Genomic DNA, 25,967 nt, shown 5'->3' on the forward strand with positions numbered 1-25,967 from the left:
CTATTTTTTATTAAATAATCATTCAAAAGGGTTTAATTTTGATGTTTTGGATAAAAATTTAGCTCTACTATTTTCTTATTCCTATACGGATTATGTGCCTTATAATTTTTATACCTTTTATAAGAATATTAAAAGAATAGGAGATAGGGTAATCATAACAAAAACATTTCTGAATCCTAATGTTGGAACAACGTCCTTTGAAGCAACGTATGTTTTTAACCTAAAAACCAATGTTTTTGAAAAAATAATTTATCAAAATGGAAAGGATCTAACTTTAAGTAATTCACAGATAAGGTTTAATGAAATTTTAAAAGGTCAAAATGGAACAGATTTATCAGAAGTTTTTCCTATTGAATCCAATAAGAAATTATACTATATTGTTGAATCTTATGTTATTCCAAAGGTTGCATTATTTGGGAGTAAAATGAAAGAAAATACGATAAAAATTCTTGATGAGGAAGGGAAAACTGTATGGAGTTTATATAAAAATTATAAAGAAAAAGAAAATTTAACGTATCAAAATCTTATTAATATAATAGATGGAAAAGTTTTTATTTTAGAAAATAATTTTGAAAATAGAAGAAATCTTACTGGTTCAGAGCTTAAGATTTATGATGTTGAAACAGGAAAATTATTGAGTTCTATTTCTATGAATGGTGATTCTCAACAGTTTTTAGAAATTAATAAAATAGAAAAGTTTGAGGATAAATTTATTATTATAGGATTGTATAAAAATCCTGCTAAGAATTTCACAGAATTACAAACGAAAAGCTATTCAGGAATTTTTAAATGGATTATAGATTCAGAAGGAAATACAGTTTCTAGAAACTTTTTTAGTTGGACAAGATTTTCTAAAAAATTGGATTTCTTTATTGGTAAAAACGAAGGAAAGGAGAACTACTTAAATCCAATTAGAAATTTTGAAACAAAAAAAGGTTTCTCAATCTTGTTAAAAAATGAATCAAGTGAACTTTATAGTTTTGAAACTAAGAATTATTTTTTAGTAAATTTTGATGTAGAAAACAATTTAGTTTCTTTCAAGAAATATTTTAGAAATGAATTAGAGTTGATTGACTATAAGTATTTTGTTGATGATAGATTATTAACCATAATTGAAATGGATAATTTTAATAGGAAAAATAAACTCCTAAAAATTGCAAATAGCGATTCTGACTTTATTTCAAAAATAATTAAAATTGATTCAGAAGATTCAGAGCCTAATTCTATAGGCGAAGAAAATAAAATATTAATGATTAATAAAATTAAGAATAATATTATTTTAAATTTTCAACCAATAAAATAAAAAAAACTGACTATTCTTCGATTGTTTCAACTAATTTTGCAGAACAAATAAAACAAAAGATTCTTCTCAATTATGAAACAATTTACTTCGGTTTATGATGTAGAAAACATCGACGAATTACTAAAAACAGCCTTAGAAATTAAAGCAAATCCTTTTGCTCAACAAGAAGTTGGTAAAAACAAAACAGTTGGTTTAATTTTCTTTAATCCAAGTTTACGTACACGTTTAAGCTCTATTAAAGCGGCTTATAATCTTGGGGCTAATGCTTGGGTTTTGAATGCGGGTGCAGATTCTTGGACATTGGAAATGGCTGATGGAGCTGTAATGAACGGAGATTCGCAAGAACATATCAAAGAAGCAATTCAGGTAATTAGTGCGTATTGTGATGTTTTAGGGGTTCGTACTTTTCCGAAATTAGTAGATCGTGATGAAGATTACAACGAAATCATGTTCAATAAAGTAAAAGAGTTATCTTCTGTTCCTGTTGTGTCTTTGGAAAGTGCAACCTTACATCCCTTACAATCTTTTGCTGATTTAATTACAATTGCAGAAAAAACGGGTTATACACCTGGTACAAAACCTGAAAAGAAAGTGAAAGTTGTGATGACTTGGGCGCCGCATCCACGTCGTTTGCCACAAGCTGTTCCGAATTCTTTTGCACAATGGTTTTCTAAAGTGGATTGGGTAGATTTTACAGTTGTACAACCGAAAGGATATGAATTAGATCCAAAATTTACTGATGGAGCAACGATTGCTTATGATCAAGATGAAGCATTGAAAGATGCAGATTTTGTCTATGCAAAAAACTGGTCTTCTTATGAAAATTATGGTCAAGCAAATGATGGTGACAAGGATTGGGAAGTGACAATGGATAAAATGAATTTGACAAATAATGGAAAATTTATGCACTGTTTACCAGTTCGTCGTAATGTGGTAGTATCTGATGAAGTTTTAGATTCTGATCGTTCTATCGTAATTGATGAAGCAACGAACAGAATTTTTTCTGCTCAAACTGTTTTCCACGAGATCCTGAAAAATAAGTAGTAAACTACAACATACAAAAAAGGCTTAAAATTAATTTTTAAGCCTTTTTTTATGATTTCTCACTAAAGTCCAACATGAATATCTTTCGTAGTTGCTTCTTTTTGGGAAGTTTTATATTTTGGATCATAGTTCCAAATAATTTTATCTGAAATGATTTTTCCATTAAGATTAGTTTCTGCAATAATTATATTTTCACCTTTTTGCAATTGAACATTTTCGGCAACGAAATGAATTTTATTATAACCATTTTTTACATTTTCAATCTTTTTACCATTTACAGTTAACGTTGGCGTTCCTTGATTAGAGAAGATTGTAACAGTTGTAAATTCATTTCCTCTATTTACCATTCGACGCTGCGTTAAATAAACAACAGGTTCTTTGCTCCAATTTGCTTTGTACCAATAAAAAGGATCTTTTTTAATTTTTCGGTCAAATGAAACCAAACCTTTGTAGTTTCTGGGATTAACATTTAATCTTGTAATAGGTGTTGCAAAATCGAAAGTATTCCAAACATAAGATCCCAAAAATATTGGATGTTTTTCTATTGTTGCCCAATGAACAATATGAAATTTAGTTGCAAATTCTTCTGGGAAAAAAGCAGGATCACTCCACTGATTTCCATAGTTTCCTGCAACTTCTACTTGATCTTCAGGTTTTGCTTCTGCACCATATTCAGAGAAAATGATTTTGTAATCTTTGAACTTTTTCGAAATTTCATTCGCCCAAGTTTCAACATCTTCTTTGTCTGACAAATTTTCGACTTCGCCATTGTACCATCCGAAATAGTGATTAATTCCTTGTATATCCGCATTATTATTAACTGGATGATCGACTATATTATAACCACTAACTTGCACGGTATAACGATCAGGATCTTCTGTTTTAGCTAAGTCATTTAGCTTTGTTGTTAATTCTATCGTGTAATTATTTGGCGAATAAACTTCATTGTGTAGTCCCCAAGTGTATATAGATGGATGATTGTAATTTTGACGAATCAGTTCTTTTAATTGTTGCATCGCATTATTTTCTTCTAAGGTTGTAACCTGATTCACAAACGGAATTTCTGCCCAAACTATTAATCCTAAACTATCACATTTAGAATAAAAATAATCGGATTGTTGATAATGAGCCAAACGAATAGAAGTTGCTCCAATTTCTTTGATTATTGCTAAATCTTCGTCGTGATCTTCATTTGATAAAGCCGAACCTTTTCCCCAGCGATCTTGATGTCTTGTGACACCATATAACGGATATTTTTTGTCGTTTAAGAAGAAACCTTCGTTGGCTTTTAGCTCAAATTTACGGATACCTAAAGGTTGCGTTACTTCATCTAGAACTTGATTATTTTTTTTGATTTGCGTAACCACTTTATATAAATATGGATCTTCTAAACCATTCCATAAATGTGGATTATTAACCTTGATATCTTGAATAATTTCTTGTCTTCCTTGCGGCGATAGAGTGTAAGGAGTAGTGATAGATTTTACAGTTTTATTGTTATGATCAATAATAGAAGTGAAAATTTCGATGTTATTTTGTTGACCAGATTTATTATCAACTTTGACTTTAACATGAATATCTGCTGATTTTTTGCTTACATTTTTCTGAGAAATATAAATTCCAGCCGAAGCAAAATCATTTACAGCAATATTGACAGGATCAGTCACAATTAACGAAACTGGACGATAAATTCCGCCATAAACAGGAAATAAAACATGATTCACAGGAATAATTGCTGGATTTTCCTCGTTATTGGCTTTAACTAAAATTTCATTTTCTTGATCAAATTTTATCATTCCTGTCAATTCCAAAACAAATGCAGAATATCCACCTTGATGACGTCCAACAAAATTATAATTTCCGTTGTTTGTATCGCTTTGATAGCTTACTTTGTTCTTATTTTGTGTAGATTTTAGAGGCGAATTATTGACGTAAACTTCTGTATTTGCACCAACGCCTTCAAATTTGATAAAAATACGTTTTCCTTTCCATTCAGTTTTTGGTGTAAAAGATTTTCTGTAATACGAATCACCAACATAAAAGCGCTCGTTAGTACTATAAAAACCGGCTTTAACTTGATTCGTTTGCATATCAGTCGCATTCCATGTATGTGGAATTTGAACCAATTGCCAATCACCTTTGAAAATAGAATTGTAGTTGATTTCCGCTGTGGTAAATGGCCCTTTCTTAAAGCTCCAATTAGAATTAAAGTTTACAATTTCTCTAGCATTTGCTAGTTGTAAACCGAGAATGAGTAAAATTAAAGATGTTAAATTTTTCATGTGAGTTTTGATAAGAAGTAAAAATAGTTATTTCAAAAATGTGGACAAAAAGAAAGCCACTCAATTTGAGTGGCTTTTCTACTTATTTTGAATAGATAAATTATTTATCTAAAACTTCCATATCAAAATATAAAGTTGCGTTTGGTGGAACAACACCTCCAGCACCTCTTGATCCATAACCTAATTCAGCAGGGATAATTAAGAAAACTTTAGAACCTCTGTTGAACATTGTCAATGCTTCCATCCAACCTTGGATTAATCCTGTTACACCAACTGTAGCGTCTAATGGTTGATTGCGATCGTAAGAAGAATCTAATTTTTCACCATCGTTTAAACGTAAAGTATAATGTACTTGAATTGGATCTCCTTGAACTGGTTTTGCTCCGTTACCTTCTTCTAAAATTACATATTTTAATCCAGAAGGAGTTGATTGAGCTTTTGCTTCTAATTCTTTTTGACGAGCAATTTCAGCATCTTTTTCAGCTTTTGCTTTCGCTTCAGCTTCAGCTTGTTTTTTTGCGTGATTTGCTTTTGCAGCTTCAAATGCTTCAGCTCCGTTGTATTTAGCATATTTATCACCTTTACGAGCGATTTCTACTTTCTCAATTACAACTGGAACAACTGGTTTATCACTTGGCGTTTTTTCTACATTTGCAATAGAATCAACTACATCTAAACCTTCTACAACTTGTCCGAAAATAGTGTGACGTCCGTCTAACCATGGTGTAGGAACTTCTGTGATGAAGAATTGAGAACCGTTTGTAGCTGGTCCTGAATTTGCCATAGATAAAACACCTTTTTTATCGTGTTTTAAAGTTGGTTCAAACTCATCTTCGAAATCGTAACCAGGTCCACCTGTACCAATTCCATCTGGATCACCACCTTGAATCATGAAATCTTTGATCACACGGTGAAAAATGATTCCATCATAAAAAGGAACTCCTTTTGCTTTTGCTTTATTTTCTTTTGTACCTTCTGCTAATCCAACAAAGTTAGCAACCGTCATTGGCGCTTCTTCTTCGTATAATTTGATTGTCATTGCACCATGATTTGTTGTCATTTTTGCATACAATCCGTCTTCTAAACTTTTAAATTCTTCTTTACTCATCGATTTTGGAATTTTAACGCCACAACTAACAAGGGTAGTGATGACAGTTAAGATTAATAATATTTTTCTCATTTTAACTTTACAGTCTTTGTGTTTATTAGTGTTTTTTTATTTTCAAAACTTTTACATCCATAATAATAGGCGAGTCTGGCGCAATTTTTTGCGTATCGCCATAACCTCCATAAGCTAAAAACGAAGGTAACAATAATTTAGCAGTTTCACCTTCAGGAATTAATTGTAAACCAGCTTGTAAACCTCTCACAATATCAGCTTTTCCTAAAATTATTTTCTGAATTTTATTATCGTTAAACGAATATAAAATGTTGTTTTCGATATCAGTTACTTGATATTCAAATTCGATATAATCTCCATTATTAGCTGTTTGAGCTGTTCGTTGACCACTATTCGAAATCCAAAAACCCGAACTCGTTTTAACAAATTTTAGGTCAGATGTTTTCATATAATCATCAAACCATTGCAATTCTTCTTGATGCAATAATTTTCCACGCTCTTGCGAACGTTTCATAAAATCATCATTAGAATATGAAACGGGATATTGTATCACTTTTTGATCACAACTCATTAACGCAAAAACAGCGAAAGTGAATAAAATAACTTTTTTCATTAGATAACGATACTAGCTAATTTTTCTTGATATTCTGGTAAAAGTGATTGGAAATAAGCAATTGTTTCTTCCATATTCATATCCGAACGACCTCCAGCCGCATTCATATGGCCACCGCCGTTGAAATGTTTGCGAGAAAATTCATTCACATCAAAATCACCTTTAGAACGTAACGAAATTTTAATGAAATTATGATGTGTATCTTCAATAAAAATTACAGAAAAGATAAAATTCTCTACACTCAAACCATAATTTACAAAACCTTCTGTATCTCCTTTTTGAAAACCATTTGCTAATAAATCTTCGCGTTTTAAGAACATGAAAGCTGTACGATGTTCTGGTAAAAAAGTTAGATTATTTAGGGTTAATGATAACAATTTTAAACGTCCTTGCGTTTGCGAATCGTTAACATACGAAGTCACTTTGTCAACTTCTACACCTTTGTCAATCAATTCAGCTACAATTCTGTGCGTATCTGCCGATGTATTACGAAAACGGAATCCGCCTGTATCAGTCATTATTCCAGTATAAATACATTCAGCAATACCTTTGTCAATTTTATCCAAATCATTCATCGCATCGATAAAATTATAAACCATTTGACAAGTCGCAGGCATTTCGATATCCGAATACATAAAATCAAATGTATCTGGTTCGCGGTGATGATCGATTAATATTTTTGGTGCTTTTGAACGTTCAACCCAGTTTCCTAAGTCATCAATTCGTTTTACAGTATTAAAATCTAAGATAAAAATCAACTCAGCTTGATGTATAATTGCTTCGGCAACTTTTGGTCGGTAATCTGCAATTACAATATCTTTTGCTGAAGGCATCCATTTTAGGAACTTCGGAAAATCGTTTGGTGAAACAATGTTACACGTGTGTCCCAATTTATTCAAATAATGATACATCGCCAATGTAGAACCTATCGCATCTCCATCAGGATTTTTGTGCGGTAGAATTGCAATTTTCTTTGGTGTTGATTTTAAAAGAGTTTTTAACTCTTCGAAATTTGTCATTTGCATAGTTGCAAAGATAAACAAACAAGTGATATTGTAAATTGCTTTGAAGAAGAAAACTGCAAAATTTAAATGAATTATTTATTTTCAATGTGCGTATTTTGTTGATGAATTGTTGTAATTCCGTTTTATGATTATTAAAAATAAAATCAGAATAATAAAAAAATGTTAAACAAATATTAATTCGATTATATTTGTTGATATAACTTATAATCAACTATATAATAAATCTAATTATGAAAAAGATTACTTTTTTAGCAATCCTATTAGGAGGGATTGCTTTTGGACAAGAGTTTTTACAACCATCAGATGCATTTTCGCATAAAGAAATTGTTTATTTAACATTAGCAGATGGTACAGAATTACAAGGAACTGTAGATGATATTGACCGAAAAAAAGGTTTGATAGAGGAAATTGTAATTAAAGATGGTAATAATAAAAAGATAAAACTGAAGCCCGAACAAGTTAAATCGATGTATTTGATGCCAACAAAGTTGAATAAACTTACAAAAATGTCAGAAGCATTACATGAAGTAAATAATTATGCAGATAAAAGATTGAATAATGCCTTGACTGGTCAAGGATATGTTTATTTTGAGAATGTTCCTGTTATGGTTAAGAAAAAAAGAACGAATATGTTAATGCAACTTCTAAACCCAGATTTCAGTTCTACAATCAAAGTATATCATGATCCTTATGCAGGTGAAACGACTTCCTTAGGTTTTGGAGGTATTAAAGTTGCTGGAGGAATTGATAAATCTTATTATATTTCAAAAGATGGAGAAACAGCGTATAAAATAGAGAAGTCTGATTACAAAGACGCTTTTATTCCAATGTATCAGTCATGTCAAACGTTAGTAGATAAATATAAAAGTGATATTTCTTGGAGAGATTTAGAGAAACATGTATATGAATTTTCTACAACTTGTCAAGAGAAATAAATTTAAGCATTAACGATAAGATGAATTCATAAAACAAGAAAACCTCCAAATTTGGAGGTTTTCTTGTTTTTATGAAACGTTATAATTTATAAATCTCTTTTCTTGATAATTAATAAGGATAAACCAAGAAATAAAATGATGTAGAAAACATTTGCAGCAAAATATTCCCATTGTACATGATCCGCAACAAATAATTTCCCTTCCATAATTGCTTTTTGTATATCTACAGAAGGATAATCAACTATTTTTCCGTTTGAGTTTAGTGGTAAATAATTAGTTAAGATTTTAATTTCTTCAGGATTTTTTGGAGGATTTTTACCAAAACGCACTAAAAATTCAACAACTTTAGCAACAGATTCTATAATATTCAAAACAATTAAAGATAAAATTGCAAAAGCACTTTTCTTTAATAAAAATGATAAAAACATGGCGAAAACAATATAAGCAAATATCTCAACAAAATATCCTCCCAAGAATTCGATTCCATTTATAAAATCAAATTTTTCGCTAAAAATAGAACCTAATGCAAAAACTAAAACGCCAACTAAAAATGTAGAAATCAATGTTATCACAACGTTCATCAAAACTTTAGTGTTAAGAAACTCTGTTTTCGATAAACCATCAATTGTATTTTGTTTGAAAGTTCCGAAAGAATATTCGTTGGTAATATTATTAATGACAATAATAGCTAAAAAGAATTTTCCAAAACCAATTAACCAAGTAATATTGTGCCAAATTACAGGAAACTCTAATGCTCCCAATTTGATTAAATCAACTTCAATTCCATTCATATTTGGTTTGAAATTTGGCAACGTAATTCCCATTAACAGAATCATCAGGAAGTATAAAATAATGAAAATTCGTGTTCCTTTGTTGTAGAATAATTTATTCCATTCTATGCTAAATAATCTTTTCATGTTAGTTCTGTTTTTGGATTAATTGGAAAAATTGTTGCTCTAAAGATTCTTTACGTTTTACCAAATGATTTACAACAATTCCTTGTTCATAAAGCATTTTATTGATTTCTGCAGGATCTTTTTCTTCTGATAAAACAGCAAAAAGTTTGTTATTCTCTTTGGTAACTTTCGAAACGAATGAGAACGTTTTTAGTGTATATTCCAAACTTTCCATATTTTGCGCAGCAACTTCTATGCTTCCAAAACTTGAATTCATTTGATCTACTGAACCCGCATAAAGCATTTTCCCTTGATTAAGAACCACCACATGCGAACATACTTTTTCTACTTCGTCCAATAAATGGCTTGCCAAAATAATTGTTGTGCCTTGTTGTGCAATTTTAATAATCAATTCACGAATCTGAATAATTCCTTGCGGATCTAAACCATTTGTAGGTTCGTCTAAAATCAACACTTCAGGATCATTTAACAACGCAGCCGCAATAGCCAAACGTTGCTTCATTCCCAACGAATATTGTTGAAATTTATCTTTTTTACGAGAAAGTAATCCGACTAATTCAAGCTTTTCGTCAATTTTTGCGTAATTAACTTCTTTAATATCCGCAACAATTTCAAGATTTTTTTCTGCTGATAAATAAGGATAGAATTTTGGACTTTCGATAATTGCTCCAATTTTTTTCAACGAATCGTTATCTGGTTCCTTATCGAACCATTTCCATGAACCCGCTGTAGGATTGATCACATTAAGAATCATTCCTAATGTTGTCGATTTTCCACTTCCGTTTGGACCAAGTAATCCATAAACGTTTCCTTTTTCTACCGAAAAAGTGACATTGTTGACCGCTGTAAAACTGCCAAATTTTTTTGTAAGTTGATTAATTTCAAGAACTTTATTCATAGTAGTTGAATTTGTTTTCTTTATATGTAGAGTTTTTCGTTAATTTGTTACAATTTAGAATTAATTTAAATAACATGAGATCGATACTTTATACCTTATTAATTGTACTTACAATTCAGGCTAAAGCGCAAAACGGAAAAATTTATCAAATCTATAATCAACAAGAAAAGAAAGTTGATTTTGATAAAATGATTAAAGAATTAGCGAAATATGATGTGGTTTTATTTGGTGAACATCATAATAATGCGGTAAATCATTGGTTGCAATTGCAAACGACAAAAGAATTGTATAAGATAAAAGGAAATCAATTGATTCTTGGAGCAGAAATGTTCGAGCGTCATCAACAAAATGATTTAACGAATTATTTGAAAGGCAAAACGACGGATGAAGAGTTTCAAAAGAGTACAAAGCTTTGGAATAATTACAAAACAGATTACAAACCGCTTGTTGATTTTGCGAAAGAGAAGAATTTAGATTTTATAGCGACTAATGTAACGCGCAAATATGCTTCGTATGTTGCTAAGAATGGACTTGAGGCTTTGGATACAGTTCCAATTAATGAGAAAGTCTTTATTGCAAAACTTCCTATTACGATAGATTATGATGCCCCAGGTTATCCTGAAATGATAAAAATGATGGGAGATCATGCTGGTGTGAAGGCAAAACAGTTTGTTGCAGCACAAGCAACAAAGGATGCTACGATGTCAGAATCAATTTTGAATAATTTGAAGAAAAATAATCTATTTATTCATTACAATGGTGATTATCATTCTAAAAATTATGGTGGAATTTATTGGTATTTGAAATTTTTTCGACCTGAGCTAAAAATCGCTGTAATTGAAATTCTAGAAAGTGAAGATTTAAATGAAAAATTATCTGCAATTAAATCAAAAAACGAAAATATTACTACTACAGAATTTATAATAGTATTTCCTAAGGATTCGCCTAAAACCTACTAATTTTACTGATAAACAGGAGGCTAAATTGATTTCTTTTTCATATTTTGCAATCTTAAAAATTTTTAAGTAAACAAAATTAAAAACCACTATGGACAGAAGAAATTTTATCAAATCGACTGCTGCAGCATCTACGGTAGCATTAGTATCACCAGATTCATTATTTGATTTTTCATCAAAAATTGATAAGGTGAAAGTTGGATTAGTTGGCTGTGGAATGAGAGGACAGGTACATTTAGATGAGTTATTAAAAAGAAATGATGTAGAAGTTGTTGGGATCGCTGAACCAGATCAACGAATGATTGATCGTTGCAACAAAATTTTTGCAAAACATAAGAAAAAACCTGTAGAATACTACAAAGGTTTAGACGGTTACAAAAAATTATATAAGAATAAAGGAATGCATGCTGTAGTTATTGCTACGCCATGGGAGTTTCACGAAGAGCAAACAATTGCAGCGATGAATGCTGGCAAAATTGTAGGCTTAGAGGTTTGTGGAGCGATGAATTTACAAGAATGTTGGAATTATGTAGATACATATGAAAAAACTAAAGTTCCAGTATTTATGATGGAAAATGTTTGTTATCGTCGTGATGTTATGGCTGTAATGAATATGGTTCGTAAAGGAATGTTTGGTCAAATTGTTCATGGACAAGGTGGTTACCAACACGATTTAAGAAATGTATTATTCAATGATGGTAAACAACCTTATGGTGGTGGAGTTGAATTTGGAGACAAAGGTTTCTCTGAAGCAGCTTGGCGTACAAATCATTATGTAAAACGTAATGCAGAATTATACCCAACGCATGGTTTAGGACCAATTGGTACAATGATGGATGTTAACCGTGGAAATAGAATTACACACTTAACTTCTATGGCTTCTCAACAAGCAGGTTTAACTGATTATATCGTGAAGAATGGAGGTGCAGATCATCCAAATGCAAAAGTTAAATTCAAACAAGGAGATATCGTTCAAACAATGTTAAAATGTGAGAACGGAGAAACAATCCTATTAACACATGATACATCTTTACAGCGTCCATATAACTTAGGTTTCCGTATTCAAGGAACTGATGGTATTTGGCAAGATATCGGTTCAGGAGGATTTAGTCAAGGTTTCATTTATTTCGAAGATGAAATGAAACATTCTCACAAATGGGCGAGTTCAGAAGATCATTTAAAAACTTACGATCACCCATATTGGAAAAAATACGAAACTCAAGCAGAAGGAGCAGGACACGGAGGAATGGATTTCTTCTTAATGAATGATTTTATCGAGTGTATTAAAGCAAACAAAGAATTCCCATTCGATGTATACGATTTAGCAACTTGGTATGCAGTAACACCATTAAGTGAAAAATCTATCGAAGGAAATGGTGCTTCTCAAGAAATGCCAGATTTTACAAGAGGAAAATATAAAACAAGAAAACCAGTTTTTGGTACAGAAGATTATGGAATCTAAAACCTTATCATTAGTCATTTTAGCAGGTGGAATGGGAAGCCGCTACAAAGGACAAAAACAAATTGATCCAATTGGACCAAGTAAAGAAACGTTGATGGAATATTCAATTTTCGATGCTTTTTCTTGCGGAATAAAACATTTTGTATTTATTATTAATGATCAACTTGATGTTGAAACCAAAAAATATTTTCAAAATTTAATTGAAAAAAATGGAGGTTCAGCTGAATTTGTTCTCCAAACAACGTATACTTCTGTTCCAAGAGGGATTTACGATACAATAGAAAAACGTGAAAAACCTTGGGGGACAGGACATGCATTAATGATAACAAAAAACCATTTAAACAATCCATTTATTGTGATTAATGCAGACGATTTTTATGGTCGTAAAGCATTTGAGAAAGCAAATGAATTGGTTCAAAACGAAAAAATTACAGCAAATACTTATGGTATGGTTGCGTACAAATTGGCCAATACGATTAGCGAAAATGGTTCTGTTTCTCGCGGAGTTTGTACAGTAACTAACGGTCATTTGGAGAATGTTGTAGAGCGTACAAATATATATTCTAACGAAAATGGAGAAATTGTTTTCGAAGAAGATGATAACGTTTTATCATTAGATGGAGATACGGCTGTTTCGATGAATTTCTTCGTTTTACATCCTTCTATTTTTAGAAAATTAGAAGATAAATTTGAGGAATTTCTTCACGAAAATGCTTCTCAATTGAAAGCAGAATTTTTCTTGCCGAAAGTTGTAAATGATATGATCAAAGAAGATCAATTGGAAGTGATTGTAGAAAAATCGGATGACAATTGGTTCGGAATGACTTATCCAGAAGATAGAGAAGTTGTAGTAAATTCTATTCAAAATTTAATCAATGATCAAAAATATCCAAATTCACTTTGGACATAAAATATAATGGAGAAAATATTAAAACATTATTTCGAAAATATAGATCAAGTTAGTATTAATCCAATCAGTTCTGGTTGGATTAATTCTACTTATGAAGTTGAGTACGAAGGAAAAAAATATATTTTACAAAAAATAAACACGCATGTTTTTCCTCAACCAGAAGTAATTTCTAACAATATTGACATCATTTCTCGTCATCTAAAATCAAAGGGGTATCAAAATTCGGTAATCGAAATTGTAAAAGATTTGCAAGGAAATTTATTAGCAAAAGAAGATGGAGAAATTTGGAGAATGACTTCTTTTATTCCAAATTCTATTTGTTTTGAGAAAGTAGAATCTGCGGAACAAGCGTATGAAGCGGCGAAAACAATAAGTGAATTTCATTCGTATTTGTTAGATGTTAATGTTGATGAAATTCATCCTTCAATTGTCGGATTTTTAGATTATCATAAACGTGTAAATGACTTCAAAAATGCATTGAAAAATGCTTCAACAGAGCGTTTAGAAGAAACAAAAGAAGAAGTTGCGTATATTTTGGATAATCTATATCAAGTAGAAAAATACTTAGAAATAGATTTCCCAAAACGTGTCGTTCATGCTGATGCGAAAATCAGTAATTTCTTATTTAATAATGATAATCATTCGCAAGCAATCGCTGTGATAGACTGGGATACAATAATGCCAGGAAATATTTTGTGCGATTTTGGAGATATGATTCGTACATACGCAAACCTGAAAGCAGAAGACGATCCAAATGGAGAAAATGGTTTTTCGGCAGATTATTATTTGGCGGTCAAAAATGGTTTTCAAGAACACCTAAAAAATGTGTTAACGCCTGTCGAGCTTGATAATATGGATTTTGTTGCGTATATTGTGATTTATATTCAGGCGGTTAGATTTTTGGCAGATTATTTAGAAAACGATATTTATTATTCGATTTCTTATCCAAAACAAAATCTAAATCGTACGATTAATCAAATCAATTTATTAAAAGCGTTAACAAAATTTCATGAAGAAAATTCGGTTCGAAAAATATAAACCTACAGATTTTAATAACTTTTTCAAGCTTGTACAAGACGACGAAGTGATGAAATACATTTCTGGTAAAGGTCTGAACGAAGAGCAAGCAAATCATAAATTCACTTCAATTTTAGAAAAAGGAGAAGTTGATGAAAATTTAGGTTTTTTCAAAGTTTATGATGAAAATGATAATCTTTTAGGTGATTGTAAATTGGTGTACAATAAACACATCGAAAATTCACTTGAAATTGGTTATTTATTAAAAAAAGAATTTTGGAGAAAAGGTTTTGGATCAATTATTTGTGAACATTTATTAGCAGAATCAAAAGAAAAATTTCCAGATTTGCAAGTAATGGCCGTCATCGATCCTGATAATGTTGCTTCGAGAAAGTTGTTAGAAAAGTTTAATTTTGAATCGTATTGGAAAGGCATCGAAAATGATTTGCCTACAGAAAAATTGCTTTTAAAAGAGAAATGATACGAGTAAAAGATGTCGCTTTGGCGATGGAAGAAATAGCGCCTTTGGCGTATGCAGAAGATTTTGATAATGTTGGATTGCTAGTTGGTGATTACAATGATGAGGTAGCAGGAATCTTGGTAACGTTGGACACAACACCAGAAGTTGTGGAAGAAGCGATTGAGAAAAATTGTAATTTGATTGTGAGTTTTCACCCAATTATTTTTTCAGGGTTAAAGAAATTGAACGGAAAAAATTATGTTGAAAAAGCAGTGATGACGGCAATCAAAAATGGAATTAATATTTATGCAACGCATACGGCTCTAGATAATTCGAAAGTTGGTGTTAATTTCAAAATTTCTGAACAATTAGCTTTATTGAATACTAAAATTCTTATTCCGAAATCGCAAACCATCAAACAATTGATTACTTATGTTCCAACAGAACATGCTGAGCAATTGAAATCTGCGTTGTATGAAGCTGGTGCAGGAAAAATTGGGAATTACGATTCGTGCGGTTTTGCGATAGAAGGCAAAGGAAATTATCGACCAATTGTTGGTGCGAATCCTTTTATTGGAGAAGTTGGTAAGCTGGAAACAGTAAACGAAACGCGAATAGAAGTTGTGGTTCCGCAACATTTGGAAGGTGATGTGATGAATGCTTTGTTCAAAAATCATCCGTACGAAGAAGTTGCTTATTCTGTTATTTCGTTGAATAATCAAAACAATTATATTGGAATTGGAATGATTGGAGAGTTAGAAAATGAGATGGAAGAACTCGATTTTTTCAATTATTTAAAAACTCAAATGAATACACCCGTTATTCGTCATTCGAAATTATTAAACAAAAAAATAAAGAAGGTTGCTGTACTTGGAGGTTCTGGCGCATTTGGAATAAAAAATGCAATTTCGGTTGGAGCGGACATTTATATCACGGCAGATTTGAAATATCACGATTTTTTTACTGCTGAAAATAAGCTTGTTTTGGCAGATATTGGGCATTTTGAATCGGAACAGTTTACAAAAAACTTAATAACTTCGTATCTTAAAGAAAAATTTACTAATTTTGTGGTCTTTAATTCTGGAATTAATACCAATCCTGTTAATTATTGTTAACTATGTCTGAAACAAAAAATATCAAAGAACTAAGCGTAGAAGAAAAACTTCGCGCGTTATACGACTTGCAATTAATTGATTCACGTTTAGATGAAATCAGAAACACAAGAGGTGAATTACCTTTAGAAGTTGAAGATTTGAGCGACGATGTTGCACAATTAGAAACGAGAATCCAAAAAATAGTTGACGAAACTAAAGGTTTGGATGAAGAAATTAAATTGAAGAAAGAAGCAATCAAAAATGCTGAAGCTTTAATTAAAAAATACACGAAACAACAAGATAACGTACGTAACAATAGAGAATTTGATGCTTTGGCTAAAGAAGTTGAGTATCAAGGTTTGGAAATTGAATTATCTGAAAAACGTATTCGTGAGTTTACAGTTAAGATTTCTCAAAAAAATGCACAAGTTGAAGAATTTAATGCAAAATTAAATTCAATGAAAGAGCATTTATCTCACAAACAAGCTGAGTTGGATACAATTGTAAAAGATACAGAAAAAGAAGAAAGTAATTTATTGAAATTATCTTCTGAATATTCTGCTAAAATCGAACAAAGATTATTAGACGCTTACAGCCGTATCAGAAATTCTGTGAAAAATGGTTTAGCTGTTGTTCCTGTACAACGTGGAGCTTCTGCGGGATCTTTCTTTACAATTCCACCACAAAGACAAATGGATATCGCTCAACGTAAAAAAATTATCGCTGACGAACATTCAGGACGTATCTTAGTTGATTTGGAATTAGCTTTAGAAGAGCAAGAAAAAATGGAAATCATTATCAAAGGATAATTTTCTGTTAAAAAATATTTTATTTAATATCAAAGTGTTACACGATTGTGTGACACTTTTTTTATGCTAAAACTAGTTATTGTTATTTTTTAGCACGCTATTTGTATTACCGCAATTGTAATTAGTTTGAAAATTTAGAAATTATGAAAAAAATTATATTTTTAGCAATGTTAGCTGTCTCATCTATCTCTTTAACATCTTGTGTAAATAATGATGATGGCTATTATGAACCTGAGATTGTAAATGTTGGACAAATCAATTATGATGGTGTATCATTTCCGCTTCGAAATGCAGTTGTTGCAGATATCAAAAAGGCTGATGGTGGATTTTATTATAGTGTAGAATTATCTACAAATCCAGTTCCTAAAAATGGTAAATTAAATGGAGCTTATTTGTATTTAGAAATTTTCCAAAGAGGTGATTTAAATTTTAATGGAACTTACGTAACAGAAAATAATGATAGAGGATTGGATTATATAGAATATTACGAAGATCCTATAATGCAAAATTATGTGCCAGTTCTTAATTCAGGGACGTTTGCTTTGTTAGATACAGATTTTTCTTCTGGTTCAATTAACTTAAAAAATTATTTTGACCCTTATAACAGAAGTTTATTGTCTACAAACTTTGCGTTAAGAGTTTCGAATGGTAAAACATTAACTGGTGATTTTGATGGATTATTTGATTTTATCCAATTATACAGCAAATCTGCAAAAGATGCTGTAAGTGCAAAATCTGCATCAACAGAAAGAGTAAAAACAGGAGTGAGAACACCTTCTGCAAGAAAATAAAATTTCAATTTATAAATACAAAAAACTCCGCTAAATTTTTAGCGGAGTTTTTTATTGATATACTTTTTTGATTAAGCTTCTATTTCTTTATCACGATTTTTTGGAAAACGGCGATAACCTTTCAAGTTAAATCTAAAATCTTTTTTCGTTGGACGAACAATAATACGTAATGATGAATCATTTGTAAAATAATTTTGAGCCCAATTGAAGAAAATTGCCAGTTTGTTGCGAACAGTCAAGATTAACATTAAGTGTAAGAACATCCATGTAAACCATGCCAAACGCCCAGAGAAAGAAAATTTAGGTAAGTCTACAACAGCTTTATGTTTTCCTATCGTAGCCATAGAACCTGGATCTTGATATTCAAATAAAGCTAATTTATCTTCCGATAAACCTTGTCCAATTTTATTGAAATTTTTGGCTAAATTCATAGCTTGATCCCCAGCAACGCGTGCTAATTGAGGATGTCCATGAGGGTATTTAGGTGTTTCCATACAAGAAATATCACCAATAGCATATATGTTATCAGTTCCAATAATTTTACTTGTACGATCTACCTTAAAACGGTTACCTCTTTGTAACTCTTCCTGAGAAACAGCTCCTTCAGGAATGTTTCCTGTAACACCAGCAGACCAAATTAAATTTTTTGTTTTGATTGTGCGTCCGTCAGCTAAGGAAATAGTTTTTCCATCATAATCTGTAACTCGTCCTTCTGTCCAAATATGCACTCCCATATTTGTCAAATATTCGTGAGACTTTTTATGAGCTAAATCAGACATAGGTCCTAATAAATTAGGACTTCCTTCAATCAAATAAATATTCAATTTAGAGAAATCTAAATCTGGATAATCTTTTGGTAGAATGTGTTTTTTCATGTGTGCAATTGCACCAGAAAGTTCTACTCCAGTTGGTCCTCCACCAACAACAACAATGTTCAAAATTTCTTCTAATTCTTCTTCTGACTCAGCAGAATAAGCACTTTCAAAATTTGTTAACAATCTGTTTTTTAGCGTTAAAGCTTCGTTTGTGGATTTCATTGGGAATGATAATTCCTCAATTTGTTTATTACCAAAGAAATTTGTGGTACATCCCATGGCAATAACCAAATAATCGTAAGAAAAATCTCCGATTGTGGTTTCAACAATATTAGCTTCTTTTTTTATTGCTGTTACTTCAGCTAATCGTACGCTAACATTTTTACTTCCTTGAAATACTTTTCGTATTGGAAATGAAATATCACTAGCGTTAATTCCTGCTGTAGCAACCTGATAAAAAAGAGGTTGAAATTGATGATAGTTATAACGGTCAATAAGTGTAACAGAAAAGTGTGGGTTATTATTTAATTTACGGGCTAATTTAAGTCCGGCAAATCCAGCACCTAAAATGACAATCTTTTTCTTTTCCAAAATTCACTTTTTTGTAAAATTACGAACAAACTAAGAAACAATGAAAGATTTATTAAAAATTATTCTGAACCTTAGATATTTACTATGATATCGGATTGATTATTAGATTTTTTTAAATTTATGTTTTTTGTCAGTTTTAAATAAATTGTTAAAATTATTTGTGATTTCACGTATTTTCAAGCTTTTTTAATTTTTATGAAAGATTAGAATTTAAACAATTTTTAAGCTGAATCATTTTAAGAAATCAATCAAATTCACGAATTTTATTCCAAATTAATCAAGTCAAAAAAACAAGTAATGAGCAAATTATTTGAATCAATCAATATAAATGAATCTATTTCATTAAAAAATAGAATTATTATGTCGCCAATGTGCCAATATTCTTCGGAAGATGGTTTTCCAAATGATTGGCATTTTCAACATTATGTTTCGCGTGCAGTTGGCAATGTTTCGGCGATTATACAAGAAGCTACCGCGGTTGTTGCAGAAGGTCGAATTTCGTATGGTGATTTAGGAATTTGGAAAGATGAACATATCGAAGCGTATCAAAAATTAACTTCTGAAATCAAAAAATACAATTGCGTTCCTGGGATTCAGTTAGCGCATGCAGGTCGAAAAGCAAGTACAGAAAAACCTTGGTTGGGAAACAATCAAATAAAATCTGAAGAAAAAAATGGTTGGAAAACAGTTTCGAGTTCTAATTTACCTTTTAATGAATTGGATGAAATTCCACATCAATTAATAATTTCTGAAATTAAAGATATTGTAAAAGAATGGGGAAAAGCAACTGAACGTGCTATAAAAGCTGGTTTTGAAATTTTAGAAATTCATGGTGCGCATGGTTATTTGGTTCATCAATTTCTTTCGCCTTTAATCAATAATCGAACAGATGAATATGGTGGAAGTTTCGAAAATAGAATTCGTTTTGTGTTAGAAATTGTTGCTGAAATGCAAAAATATATTACAACTCAATCGCTTTGGGTTTGTTTGTCAGCTTCGGATTGGGCAGAAAATGGTTGGAATTTAGATGAAACAATTGAATTGTGTAAAATATTAAAACAAAATGGAGTAGAAGTGATTGATGTTTCGTCTGGAGGTGGAGTGAGTCATCAAAAAATTGATGTCAAAAAAAATTATCAAGTTCCATTCGCGAATGAAATTAAAAACCAAGTTGAAATAATTACTGGAGCTGTTGGATTAATTTTTGAACCAAAACAAGCCGAAGAAATTCTTCAAAATAATGAAGCTGATTTAATCTTTTTAGGAAGGGAATTATTACGTGATCCATATTTAGCATTGCGTGCTGCAAAAGAGTTAGAAGAAGATATTAAGTGGTTGCCACAATATGAAAGAGCAAAAAATAATCATTACGCATAAACCATGTTAGCATTAAAAAAAATCCATCATATTGCAATTATTTGTTCAGATTATCAAAAATCAAAACATTTTTACACAGAAATTTTAGGTTTCGAAATTGTGCAAGAAGTTTATAGAAAAGAACGTGATTCTTATAAATTAGATTTAGCTTTGCAAAATTATTACTGCATCGAATTATTTTCTTTTCCTAATCCCCCAAAACGTGTTTCTCGACCAGAAGCTTCTGGATTGAGACATATTGCTTTTGCTGTGGGAAATATAGAAAATGAAGTAGAAAAACTAACGCAGTTGAATGTAACGGTAGAGCCAATTCGTGTGGATGAATATACGCAAAAGAAGTTCACTTTTTTTGAAGATCCCGATGGTTTGCCGATAGAATTATACGAAGAATAGAAGAATAAATGGTAAAAAAGAGTTTACTTGCCTTAGCAATGGGAGGTTTAGCCATCGGAATGACGGAATTTTCGATGATGGGAGTTTTAGAAGATTTTGCAAAAGATTTGAATATTTCAATTCCAACAGCAGGGAATTTTATATCAATGTACGCAATGGGCGTAATGGTTGGAGCTCCAACATTGATTATGGCTACAAGTAAATATTCGCCAAAAAAAGTATTGATCTTTTTTATGTTATTGTTTACCATTTTTAACTCACTTTTTGTTATCGCGCCAAGTTATAATACCTTATTAATTGCTCGTTTTATGTCTGGTTTACCTCACGGAGCATTTTTTGGTGTAGGATCTGTTGTGGCAGCACAATTAGCAACAAAAGGAAAAGAAGCGCAAGCTATTTCGATTATGTTTGCAGGATTAACGTTTGCTAATTTGGTCGGTGTTCCATTAGGGACGAAATTAGGACAAGTTTTTTCGTGGCGATTAACATTTGGGATTATTGCAAGTTTAGGATTAATCACGATGTTAGCGATTTCTCTTTGGGTTCCAAATCTTAAAAATACTAATAAAGGAAGTTTAGTAGAACAATTAAGTTTCTTCAAAAAATGGGAAGCTTGGGTATTAATTGTGATGATTTCTATTGGAACTTCAGGATTATTTGCGTGGATAAGTTACATTTCTCCATTAATGACAAATGTGGCAGATTTACCTAAAACAAAAGTTCCAATCATTATGACTTTGATTGGTCTAGGAATGTTTGTTGGTAATTTTATAGGTGGAAAATTGGCAGATACCATGTCGCCAAATAAAGCTGCAATTATCTCTTTTGCGTCGATGGCGGTTTGTTTAGTGATTGTTTATTTCACTTCTCATATACAAATAATGGCTTATATCATGTCGTTTATTACAGGATTAATTGCGTTTACAATTGGTTCCCCAATCCAAATGATGTTGATTAATAATGGAAAAGGATCTGAAACTTTGGCAGCAGCGGCTGGTCAAGCAAGTTTTAATATCGGAAATGCTTTAGGTGCATTTTTAGGAGGAATTCCGATTGCAATGGGATTAGGATTTAATTCACAATTGTGGGTTGGCTTTATTATGGCTTCGGTCGGATCAATAATTGCAGCAATCTTTTTACAATTAAAATCGAAAAGAGTTTAAAAATATTACTTCAATCATAATCAAAGGATGTTCTACGGAGCATCCTTTTTTAGTTTATATTTGTAACAAATTAAACTCAAATGAATCATTACAAAGCTCTTATTATAGACGATGAACACTTTGCTCAACAAGGGTTAAAGAAAATTATTCAACATGCTTTGCCAGATTTTTTTGTTTCCATTGATACGGCGAATTCTGTAAAAGAAGGCGTTGAAAAAATTAAGGAAAATCAACCAGATATAGTTTTTTTGGATATTCAGATGCCAGAGGAATTTGGGTTTAAATTATTTGATTATTTTGATGATATTACGTTTGATGTCATTTTTACAACAGCTCATTCAGACTATATTTTAGAAGCCGTAAATCAATGGGGATGTTTGGGATATTTGATGAAACCTATTTCAATTTCTGACCTTAAAGTATTATTGAATCGTTTTGTAGAACGTCAAAATCAAACAAAAACCTCGAAAGAGATTATCAATATTGCAGATGATTTTGAAGATGAGGTAGAAACTGATAATCTGAAAGATGTTTTCAAAAATGAACATGGAATTATTTTTATTCCATCTATAACAGAGGTTTTGGTACTGAAAATTGAAGATATTATTTACTGCAAAGCGGATGATAGTTATTGTACAATTTTTACCGAAAAAGAGGCGTACATGGTAACTAAAACGCTGAAAGAGGTAGAAAACTTGATTGATCAAACCAATTTTTTTCGTGTTAATAGATCATATTTAGTCAATATTAATTTTGCTAAAAAATTTGATAAACGAAACAATTTATTGATTCTTAATTGTCATCCAAAAGACGGCGAATCAAATCTGCCTGTGACTTCTTTGGGGTATAAAATTTTATCGAATGTGGTTGCGTAACTTCATTTTTTTACTTCTTTTATTTCTTTGCTCTCATCAACTTTCTGCGCAATATGTTTTGACAAAACAATACACGTACGAAAATGGTTTGCCTGCCAATGAGATTTTGAGTGTCTACAAAGATTCTCGAAAAATTTTATGGGTTGGAACTCGTTTTGGCGTGTTTGTGAAAGACATGGATAATTTCAAAATGATGAAACGCTTCGAGAAAGTACAATACAATAATGTTTGGACAATAATAGAAGATAGACAGCATAATGTTTGGTTTGGAAGTTATGGACAAGGAATATTGAAATTTACAGGTCAACGTTTTGAACAAATTAATACAGCGAAAGGGTTGGTTTCGGATCGCGTTCGAAATTTATTTTATTTAGATGATTTAATATATGTTGCTGCGCAAGGAGGCGTTTCGATTATTGATACAAAATCAAAGAAAATTTACAATCCTTCTTTCGAAAAAAATAACAATATTGTGTTCGAAGCGGTGTCTTTTTTCGAATATCAAAATAAAGTTTATGTTGCAACAATCGATCATGGTGTTTATGAAGTTCATCGTGATAAGTTGAAGTTGGTCAATCCTTTCAATCGAATTAATTATAGTTTTTTGTATAATAATGATTTGTATTTGTCATCGTCTAAAGGTCTTAATGTTATTCCGATAAACGATTTCTTGAATAAAAAATTGAATTTTAAAACGTATGATTTTCCAGTTTTTAGAAATCACAACATTTCAGATAAACGTCATTCTCTTTTATTAGCTGGTTACGAAACGGGTGCGGGAAATGGTATGGTTGCGGAGTTAAAGAATAATAAAATAACAGATCAAACAGAAAATTTTAAAATCACTTCGGATTATCCATATCGAGTTTTTAGTAGTAAAACGGATGATTTAATTTATGTAGGAAGTGCTGATAAAGGACTTTTTGAAGTTCATTTTAATCATTTTTTAGATTTTTCTACGATTGATAATAAAAAAGTCATTGAAATTCTAAAAGTTGAAAATACACAATATTTTTTAACGCCAGAAGGTCTTTATTTTCAGGAGAACAATGTATTTAATAAGCAGATAAAGAGAGATGCTTTTTATCAATATATGCTTCGAAATAAGTCAAAATTCAAAGATTTTTTAAGTCAATCAAACAAAGATTTTTATGAAATTGATTTTGATTTGAAAGAAAAAAACCTTCGTTTTTATAAAATGATTATTCGTCACAATTCGTTCATTATAGCAACTAATTTAGGACTTTTCGAGTTAGATTTTAATGGAGAATTCAAAGATTATTTACCTAATCGAACAAGTCAATTTACGTATTTTAATAATCAATTTATTCAGACAAATCCTTTTGGAGGAATTTTAGTTTTTGATGATTTGAATAACCTAAAATATCATTCATATTCCGCTGCGCAAGCCAATGTTCCGAAAGATGTTGTTTCGATTTGTCAAAATAAAAAAGCTGTATTTTTTGGATCTTCTTTAGATGGATTATTCAAGTATGAAAATGAAAATTTTATTTCGTATTTGCAAAATAATCAGTTTAAAGAATCTAAAATTAAAATGATAAAATGCGTTGGAGATAATCAGTTGTTGGTTGCAACAGAATTTGCGAAAGTTTATATTTTAGAGATAAAGGGAGATGAATTAATCACAAAAAAAGTAATTAATATTCGTGAAATTGGTGGAGAAAATATTAGTTCAATCGACATTTTTGGGAACTCAATTTTAATAGGAACCAATCGTAATTTACTCGTTTTCAATAATGGTAAAACGTATATGATTGGCAATGAACAAGGTTTTGTGAATAAGGATATACATTCTTCTATTTTTGACGGAAAAACGGCTACAATTGGTGTTGAAAATGGTTATTATAAGTTAAATCTTGAGAATTTATTAAAGCAAAAAAATCAGTCGAAAGAGATTATTATTACAAGTTTTAAAATTAATGATGAATCTTTTGGGATAGATAAATTTATGTGGTTTGATTTGATTGATAAAGATTTGAATTTAAAAAATAATGAGAATAATATTACACTAAATTTTGCTGTGGTTGATGCAAATTTCGCTCAAAGTTATAAGTACAGATATCGTGTAAATCCTGATGAAAAGTGGAACGAGTATTTTTATAACCCATCTATTTATTTGCGGAATATACCATATGGTAAATATCGTGTTCAATTAGAAATAACGGATACAAGCAATGGACAAAAACAAATTATTGATTTGGTTTCGTTGAATGTTGACGAACCTTTTTACTTGAACATTTATTTTATTTTGTTGTCAGTCTTAACTTTAGGATTGATTATTTATTGTTATAATACAAATAAAATCAAGACGTTAAATAAATTTAATCAATTAAAAATTAGTCAATTAAATGAGAAAAATACACAAGAAAATCAACGTTTGCAGTTAGAGCGACAATTAACCGAAACGAAGTTAACAGCCTTACAATCGCAAATGAATCCTCATTTTATTTTCAATGTGTTGAATTCTATTCAGTTTTATATTTTGGATAATGATATTGATAATGCGTTAAATTCGTTGGGACGTTTTTCTCATTTGATTCGTCAGATGTTAAATCTTTCAACAAAAGATGAAATTAGTTTGAAAGACGAAATTGATTTTTTGAAATTATATGTTGAAGTTGAGAATTTTAGATGGAAAAATAAAATAGAATTTGATTTTCAAATTGATAGCCAATTGGATATTTATCGTATCAAAATTCCGCCAATGTTGATTCAGCCAATTATCGAAAATTCTTTTGTTCACGCATTTGATCAAAATCATTTACAACCGATTATCAAATTGATTATTAGATTAAAAAGTGATTATTTAGAAATAATTATTGAAGATAATGGAAAGGGAAATACAACACAAATTACGCAAAATAAAACTCACGATTCTAAAGCACTTAAAATAATTAATGAGCGTTTACGATTGCTTAATCATAATATTGAAGAAAATATTTTTATAGATTTTCATGAAAAAGGAACAAAAGTTCGGATGATTTTGAAAGTTGATTAAAATTTCACCTGAATAAATTTACAATTCACCTTGCTAAAACGTGAATTAACGAAATCTAAACTCTATTTTAATGATAGATATTATTCAGTATATATATT

General features: G+C 30.7%; 23 protein-coding genes. 16 read left to right on the forward strand and 7 right to left on the reverse strand.

Annotation, left to right across the window (positions count from 1 at the left end; translation table 11 throughout):
- The first annotated feature begins 46 nt into the window (after positions 1-46).
- Both B4A23_RS10255 and B4A23_RS10260 read left to right on the forward strand, forming a co-directional pair.
- Positions 47-1,303, forward strand: coding sequence for a hypothetical protein (locus B4A23_RS10255; protein ID WP_291119644.1), 1,257 nt, complete (start codon positions 47-49; stop codon positions 1,301-1,303).
- Positions 1,304-1,375: 72 nt separating this feature from the next.
- Positions 1,376-2,347 carry an N-acetylornithine carbamoyltransferase gene (locus tag B4A23_RS10260; RefSeq protein WP_291119646.1) on the forward strand — a complete coding sequence of 324 codons (972 nt, stop codon included), beginning with the start codon at positions 1,376-1,378 and terminating at the stop codon, positions 2,345-2,347.
- Positions 2,348-2,409: 62 nt separating this feature from the next.
- Here the strand turns inward: B4A23_RS10260 and B4A23_RS10265 are convergent, their stop codons facing one another.
- From B4A23_RS10265 to B4A23_RS10280, 4 genes are all read right to left on the reverse strand, one after another.
- Positions 2,410-4,629, reverse strand: a complete 2,220-nt coding sequence (locus B4A23_RS10265; RefSeq protein ID WP_291119648.1) for a glycoside hydrolase family 2 protein — start codon at positions 4,627-4,629, stop codon at positions 2,410-2,412.
- Between the two features lie 100 nt (positions 4,630-4,729).
- On the reverse strand, positions 4,730-5,809 hold the full coding sequence (locus B4A23_RS10270) for a peptidylprolyl isomerase (protein WP_244957946.1): 1,080 nt from the start codon (positions 5,807-5,809) through the stop codon (positions 4,730-4,732).
- A gap of 25 nt (positions 5,810-5,834) precedes the next feature.
- Positions 5,835-6,362, reverse strand: coding sequence for an FKBP-type peptidyl-prolyl cis-trans isomerase (locus B4A23_RS10275; RefSeq protein WP_180904611.1), 528 nt, complete (start codon positions 6,360-6,362; stop codon positions 5,835-5,837).
- Complete coding sequence (locus tag B4A23_RS10280) at positions 6,362-7,387, reverse strand: DHH family phosphoesterase (protein WP_291119651.1); 1,026 nt, start codon at positions 7,385-7,387, stop codon at positions 6,362-6,364. The genes B4A23_RS10275 and B4A23_RS10280 overlap by 1 nt, the downstream gene beginning before the upstream one ends.
- Before the next feature lie 230 nt (positions 7,388-7,617).
- On the opposite strand from B4A23_RS10280, the gene B4A23_RS10285 reads away from it, so the two are divergent.
- Positions 7,618-8,322, forward strand: a complete 705-nt coding sequence (locus B4A23_RS10285; RefSeq protein WP_286485638.1) for a hypothetical protein — start codon at positions 7,618-7,620, stop codon at positions 8,320-8,322.
- An 86-nt stretch (positions 8,323-8,408) separates the two neighbouring features.
- Here B4A23_RS10285 and B4A23_RS10290 read toward each other — a convergent pair whose 3' ends face one another.
- Complete coding sequence (locus B4A23_RS10290) at positions 8,409-9,239, reverse strand: ABC transporter permease (RefSeq protein ID WP_291119653.1); 831 nt, start codon at positions 9,237-9,239, stop codon at positions 8,409-8,411.
- Between the two features lies 1 nt (position 9,240).
- Positions 9,241-10,137 (reverse strand): ABC transporter ATP-binding protein, encoded by an 897-nt coding sequence (locus B4A23_RS10295; protein WP_291119655.1) that lies wholly within the window; start codon positions 10,135-10,137, stop codon positions 9,241-9,243.
- A 74-nt stretch (positions 10,138-10,211) separates the two neighbouring features.
- Between B4A23_RS10295 and B4A23_RS10300 the strand changes: the two genes are divergently transcribed.
- From B4A23_RS10300 to B4A23_RS10335, 8 genes are all read left to right on the forward strand, one after another.
- Positions 10,212-11,096, forward strand: coding sequence for a ChaN family lipoprotein (locus B4A23_RS10300; RefSeq protein WP_291119657.1), 885 nt, complete (start codon positions 10,212-10,214; stop codon positions 11,094-11,096).
- An 88-nt stretch (positions 11,097-11,184) separates the two neighbouring features.
- Positions 11,185-12,555 (forward strand): Gfo/Idh/MocA family protein, encoded by a 1,371-nt coding sequence (locus B4A23_RS10305; RefSeq protein ID WP_286485642.1) that lies wholly within the window; start codon positions 11,185-11,187, stop codon positions 12,553-12,555.
- On the forward strand, positions 12,545-13,465 hold the full coding sequence (locus B4A23_RS10310; RefSeq protein WP_291119661.1) for a nucleotidyltransferase family protein: 921 nt from the start codon (positions 12,545-12,547) through the stop codon (positions 13,463-13,465). The genes B4A23_RS10305 and B4A23_RS10310 overlap by 11 nt, the downstream gene beginning before the upstream one ends.
- A 6-nt stretch (positions 13,466-13,471) precedes the next feature.
- Positions 13,472-14,503, forward strand: a complete 1,032-nt coding sequence (locus tag B4A23_RS10315) for a phosphotransferase enzyme family protein (RefSeq protein WP_291119663.1) — start codon at positions 13,472-13,474, stop codon at positions 14,501-14,503.
- Positions 14,475-14,963: a GNAT family N-acetyltransferase gene (locus tag B4A23_RS10320; RefSeq protein ID WP_291119665.1), complete on the forward strand. Its 489-nt coding sequence runs from the start codon at positions 14,475-14,477 to the stop codon at positions 14,961-14,963. Before B4A23_RS10315 ends, B4A23_RS10320 begins: the two co-directional genes overlap by 29 nt.
- Positions 14,960-16,057: a Nif3-like dinuclear metal center hexameric protein gene (locus B4A23_RS10325; protein ID WP_414647079.1), complete on the forward strand. Its 1,098-nt coding sequence runs from the start codon at positions 14,960-14,962 to the stop codon at positions 16,055-16,057. Before B4A23_RS10320 ends, B4A23_RS10325 begins: the two co-directional genes overlap by 4 nt.
- A gap of 2 nt (positions 16,058-16,059) precedes the next feature.
- A complete protein-coding gene (locus B4A23_RS10330) occupies positions 16,060-16,845 on the forward strand; it encodes a zinc ribbon domain-containing protein (RefSeq protein ID WP_115000894.1) in 786 nt (261 codons plus the stop codon).
- A 143-nt stretch (positions 16,846-16,988) separates the two neighbouring features.
- Entirely contained in the window at positions 16,989-17,636 is a 648-nt protein-coding gene (locus tag B4A23_RS10335; RefSeq protein WP_180904600.1) for a hypothetical protein, read from the forward strand.
- A 71-nt stretch (positions 17,637-17,707) separates the two neighbouring features.
- Here B4A23_RS10335 and B4A23_RS10340 read toward each other — a convergent pair whose 3' ends face one another.
- Positions 17,708-19,042, reverse strand: coding sequence for an NAD(P)/FAD-dependent oxidoreductase (locus tag B4A23_RS10340; protein ID WP_180904599.1), 1,335 nt, complete (start codon positions 19,040-19,042; stop codon positions 17,708-17,710).
- 297 nt (positions 19,043-19,339) lie between these two features.
- Between B4A23_RS10340 and B4A23_RS10345 the strand changes: the two genes are divergently transcribed.
- The 5 genes from B4A23_RS10345 to B4A23_RS10365 all read left to right on the forward strand — a co-directional run bounded on the left by B4A23_RS10345 (position 19,340) and on the right by B4A23_RS10365 (position 25,869).
- A complete protein-coding gene (locus B4A23_RS10345) occupies positions 19,340-20,419 on the forward strand; it encodes an NADH:flavin oxidoreductase/NADH oxidase (protein WP_291119667.1) in 1,080 nt (359 codons plus the stop codon).
- Positions 20,420-20,422: 3 nt separating this feature from the next.
- A complete protein-coding gene (locus B4A23_RS10350; RefSeq protein WP_180904597.1) occupies positions 20,423-20,812 on the forward strand; it encodes a VOC family protein in 390 nt (129 codons plus the stop codon).
- 8 nt (positions 20,813-20,820) lie between these two features.
- Positions 20,821-21,975: an MFS transporter gene (locus B4A23_RS10355; protein WP_038331221.1), complete on the forward strand. Its 1,155-nt coding sequence runs from the start codon at positions 20,821-20,823 to the stop codon at positions 21,973-21,975.
- 80 nt (positions 21,976-22,055) lie between these two features.
- Positions 22,056-22,850: a LytR/AlgR family response regulator transcription factor gene (locus B4A23_RS10360; protein ID WP_180904596.1), complete on the forward strand. Its 795-nt coding sequence runs from the start codon at positions 22,056-22,058 to the stop codon at positions 22,848-22,850.
- Complete coding sequence (locus tag B4A23_RS10365; protein ID WP_291119670.1) at positions 22,837-25,869, forward strand: sensor histidine kinase; 3,033 nt, start codon at positions 22,837-22,839, stop codon at positions 25,867-25,869. Before B4A23_RS10360 ends, B4A23_RS10365 begins: the two co-directional genes overlap by 14 nt.
- The last annotated feature ends 98 nt before the right edge of the window (positions 25,870-25,967 follow it).

The organism is Empedobacter sp. UBA7248, from assembly GCF_002472945.1.
In the GTDB taxonomy this organism is placed as follows: domain Bacteria; phylum Bacteroidota; class Bacteroidia; order Flavobacteriales; family Weeksellaceae; genus Empedobacter; species Empedobacter falsenii_C.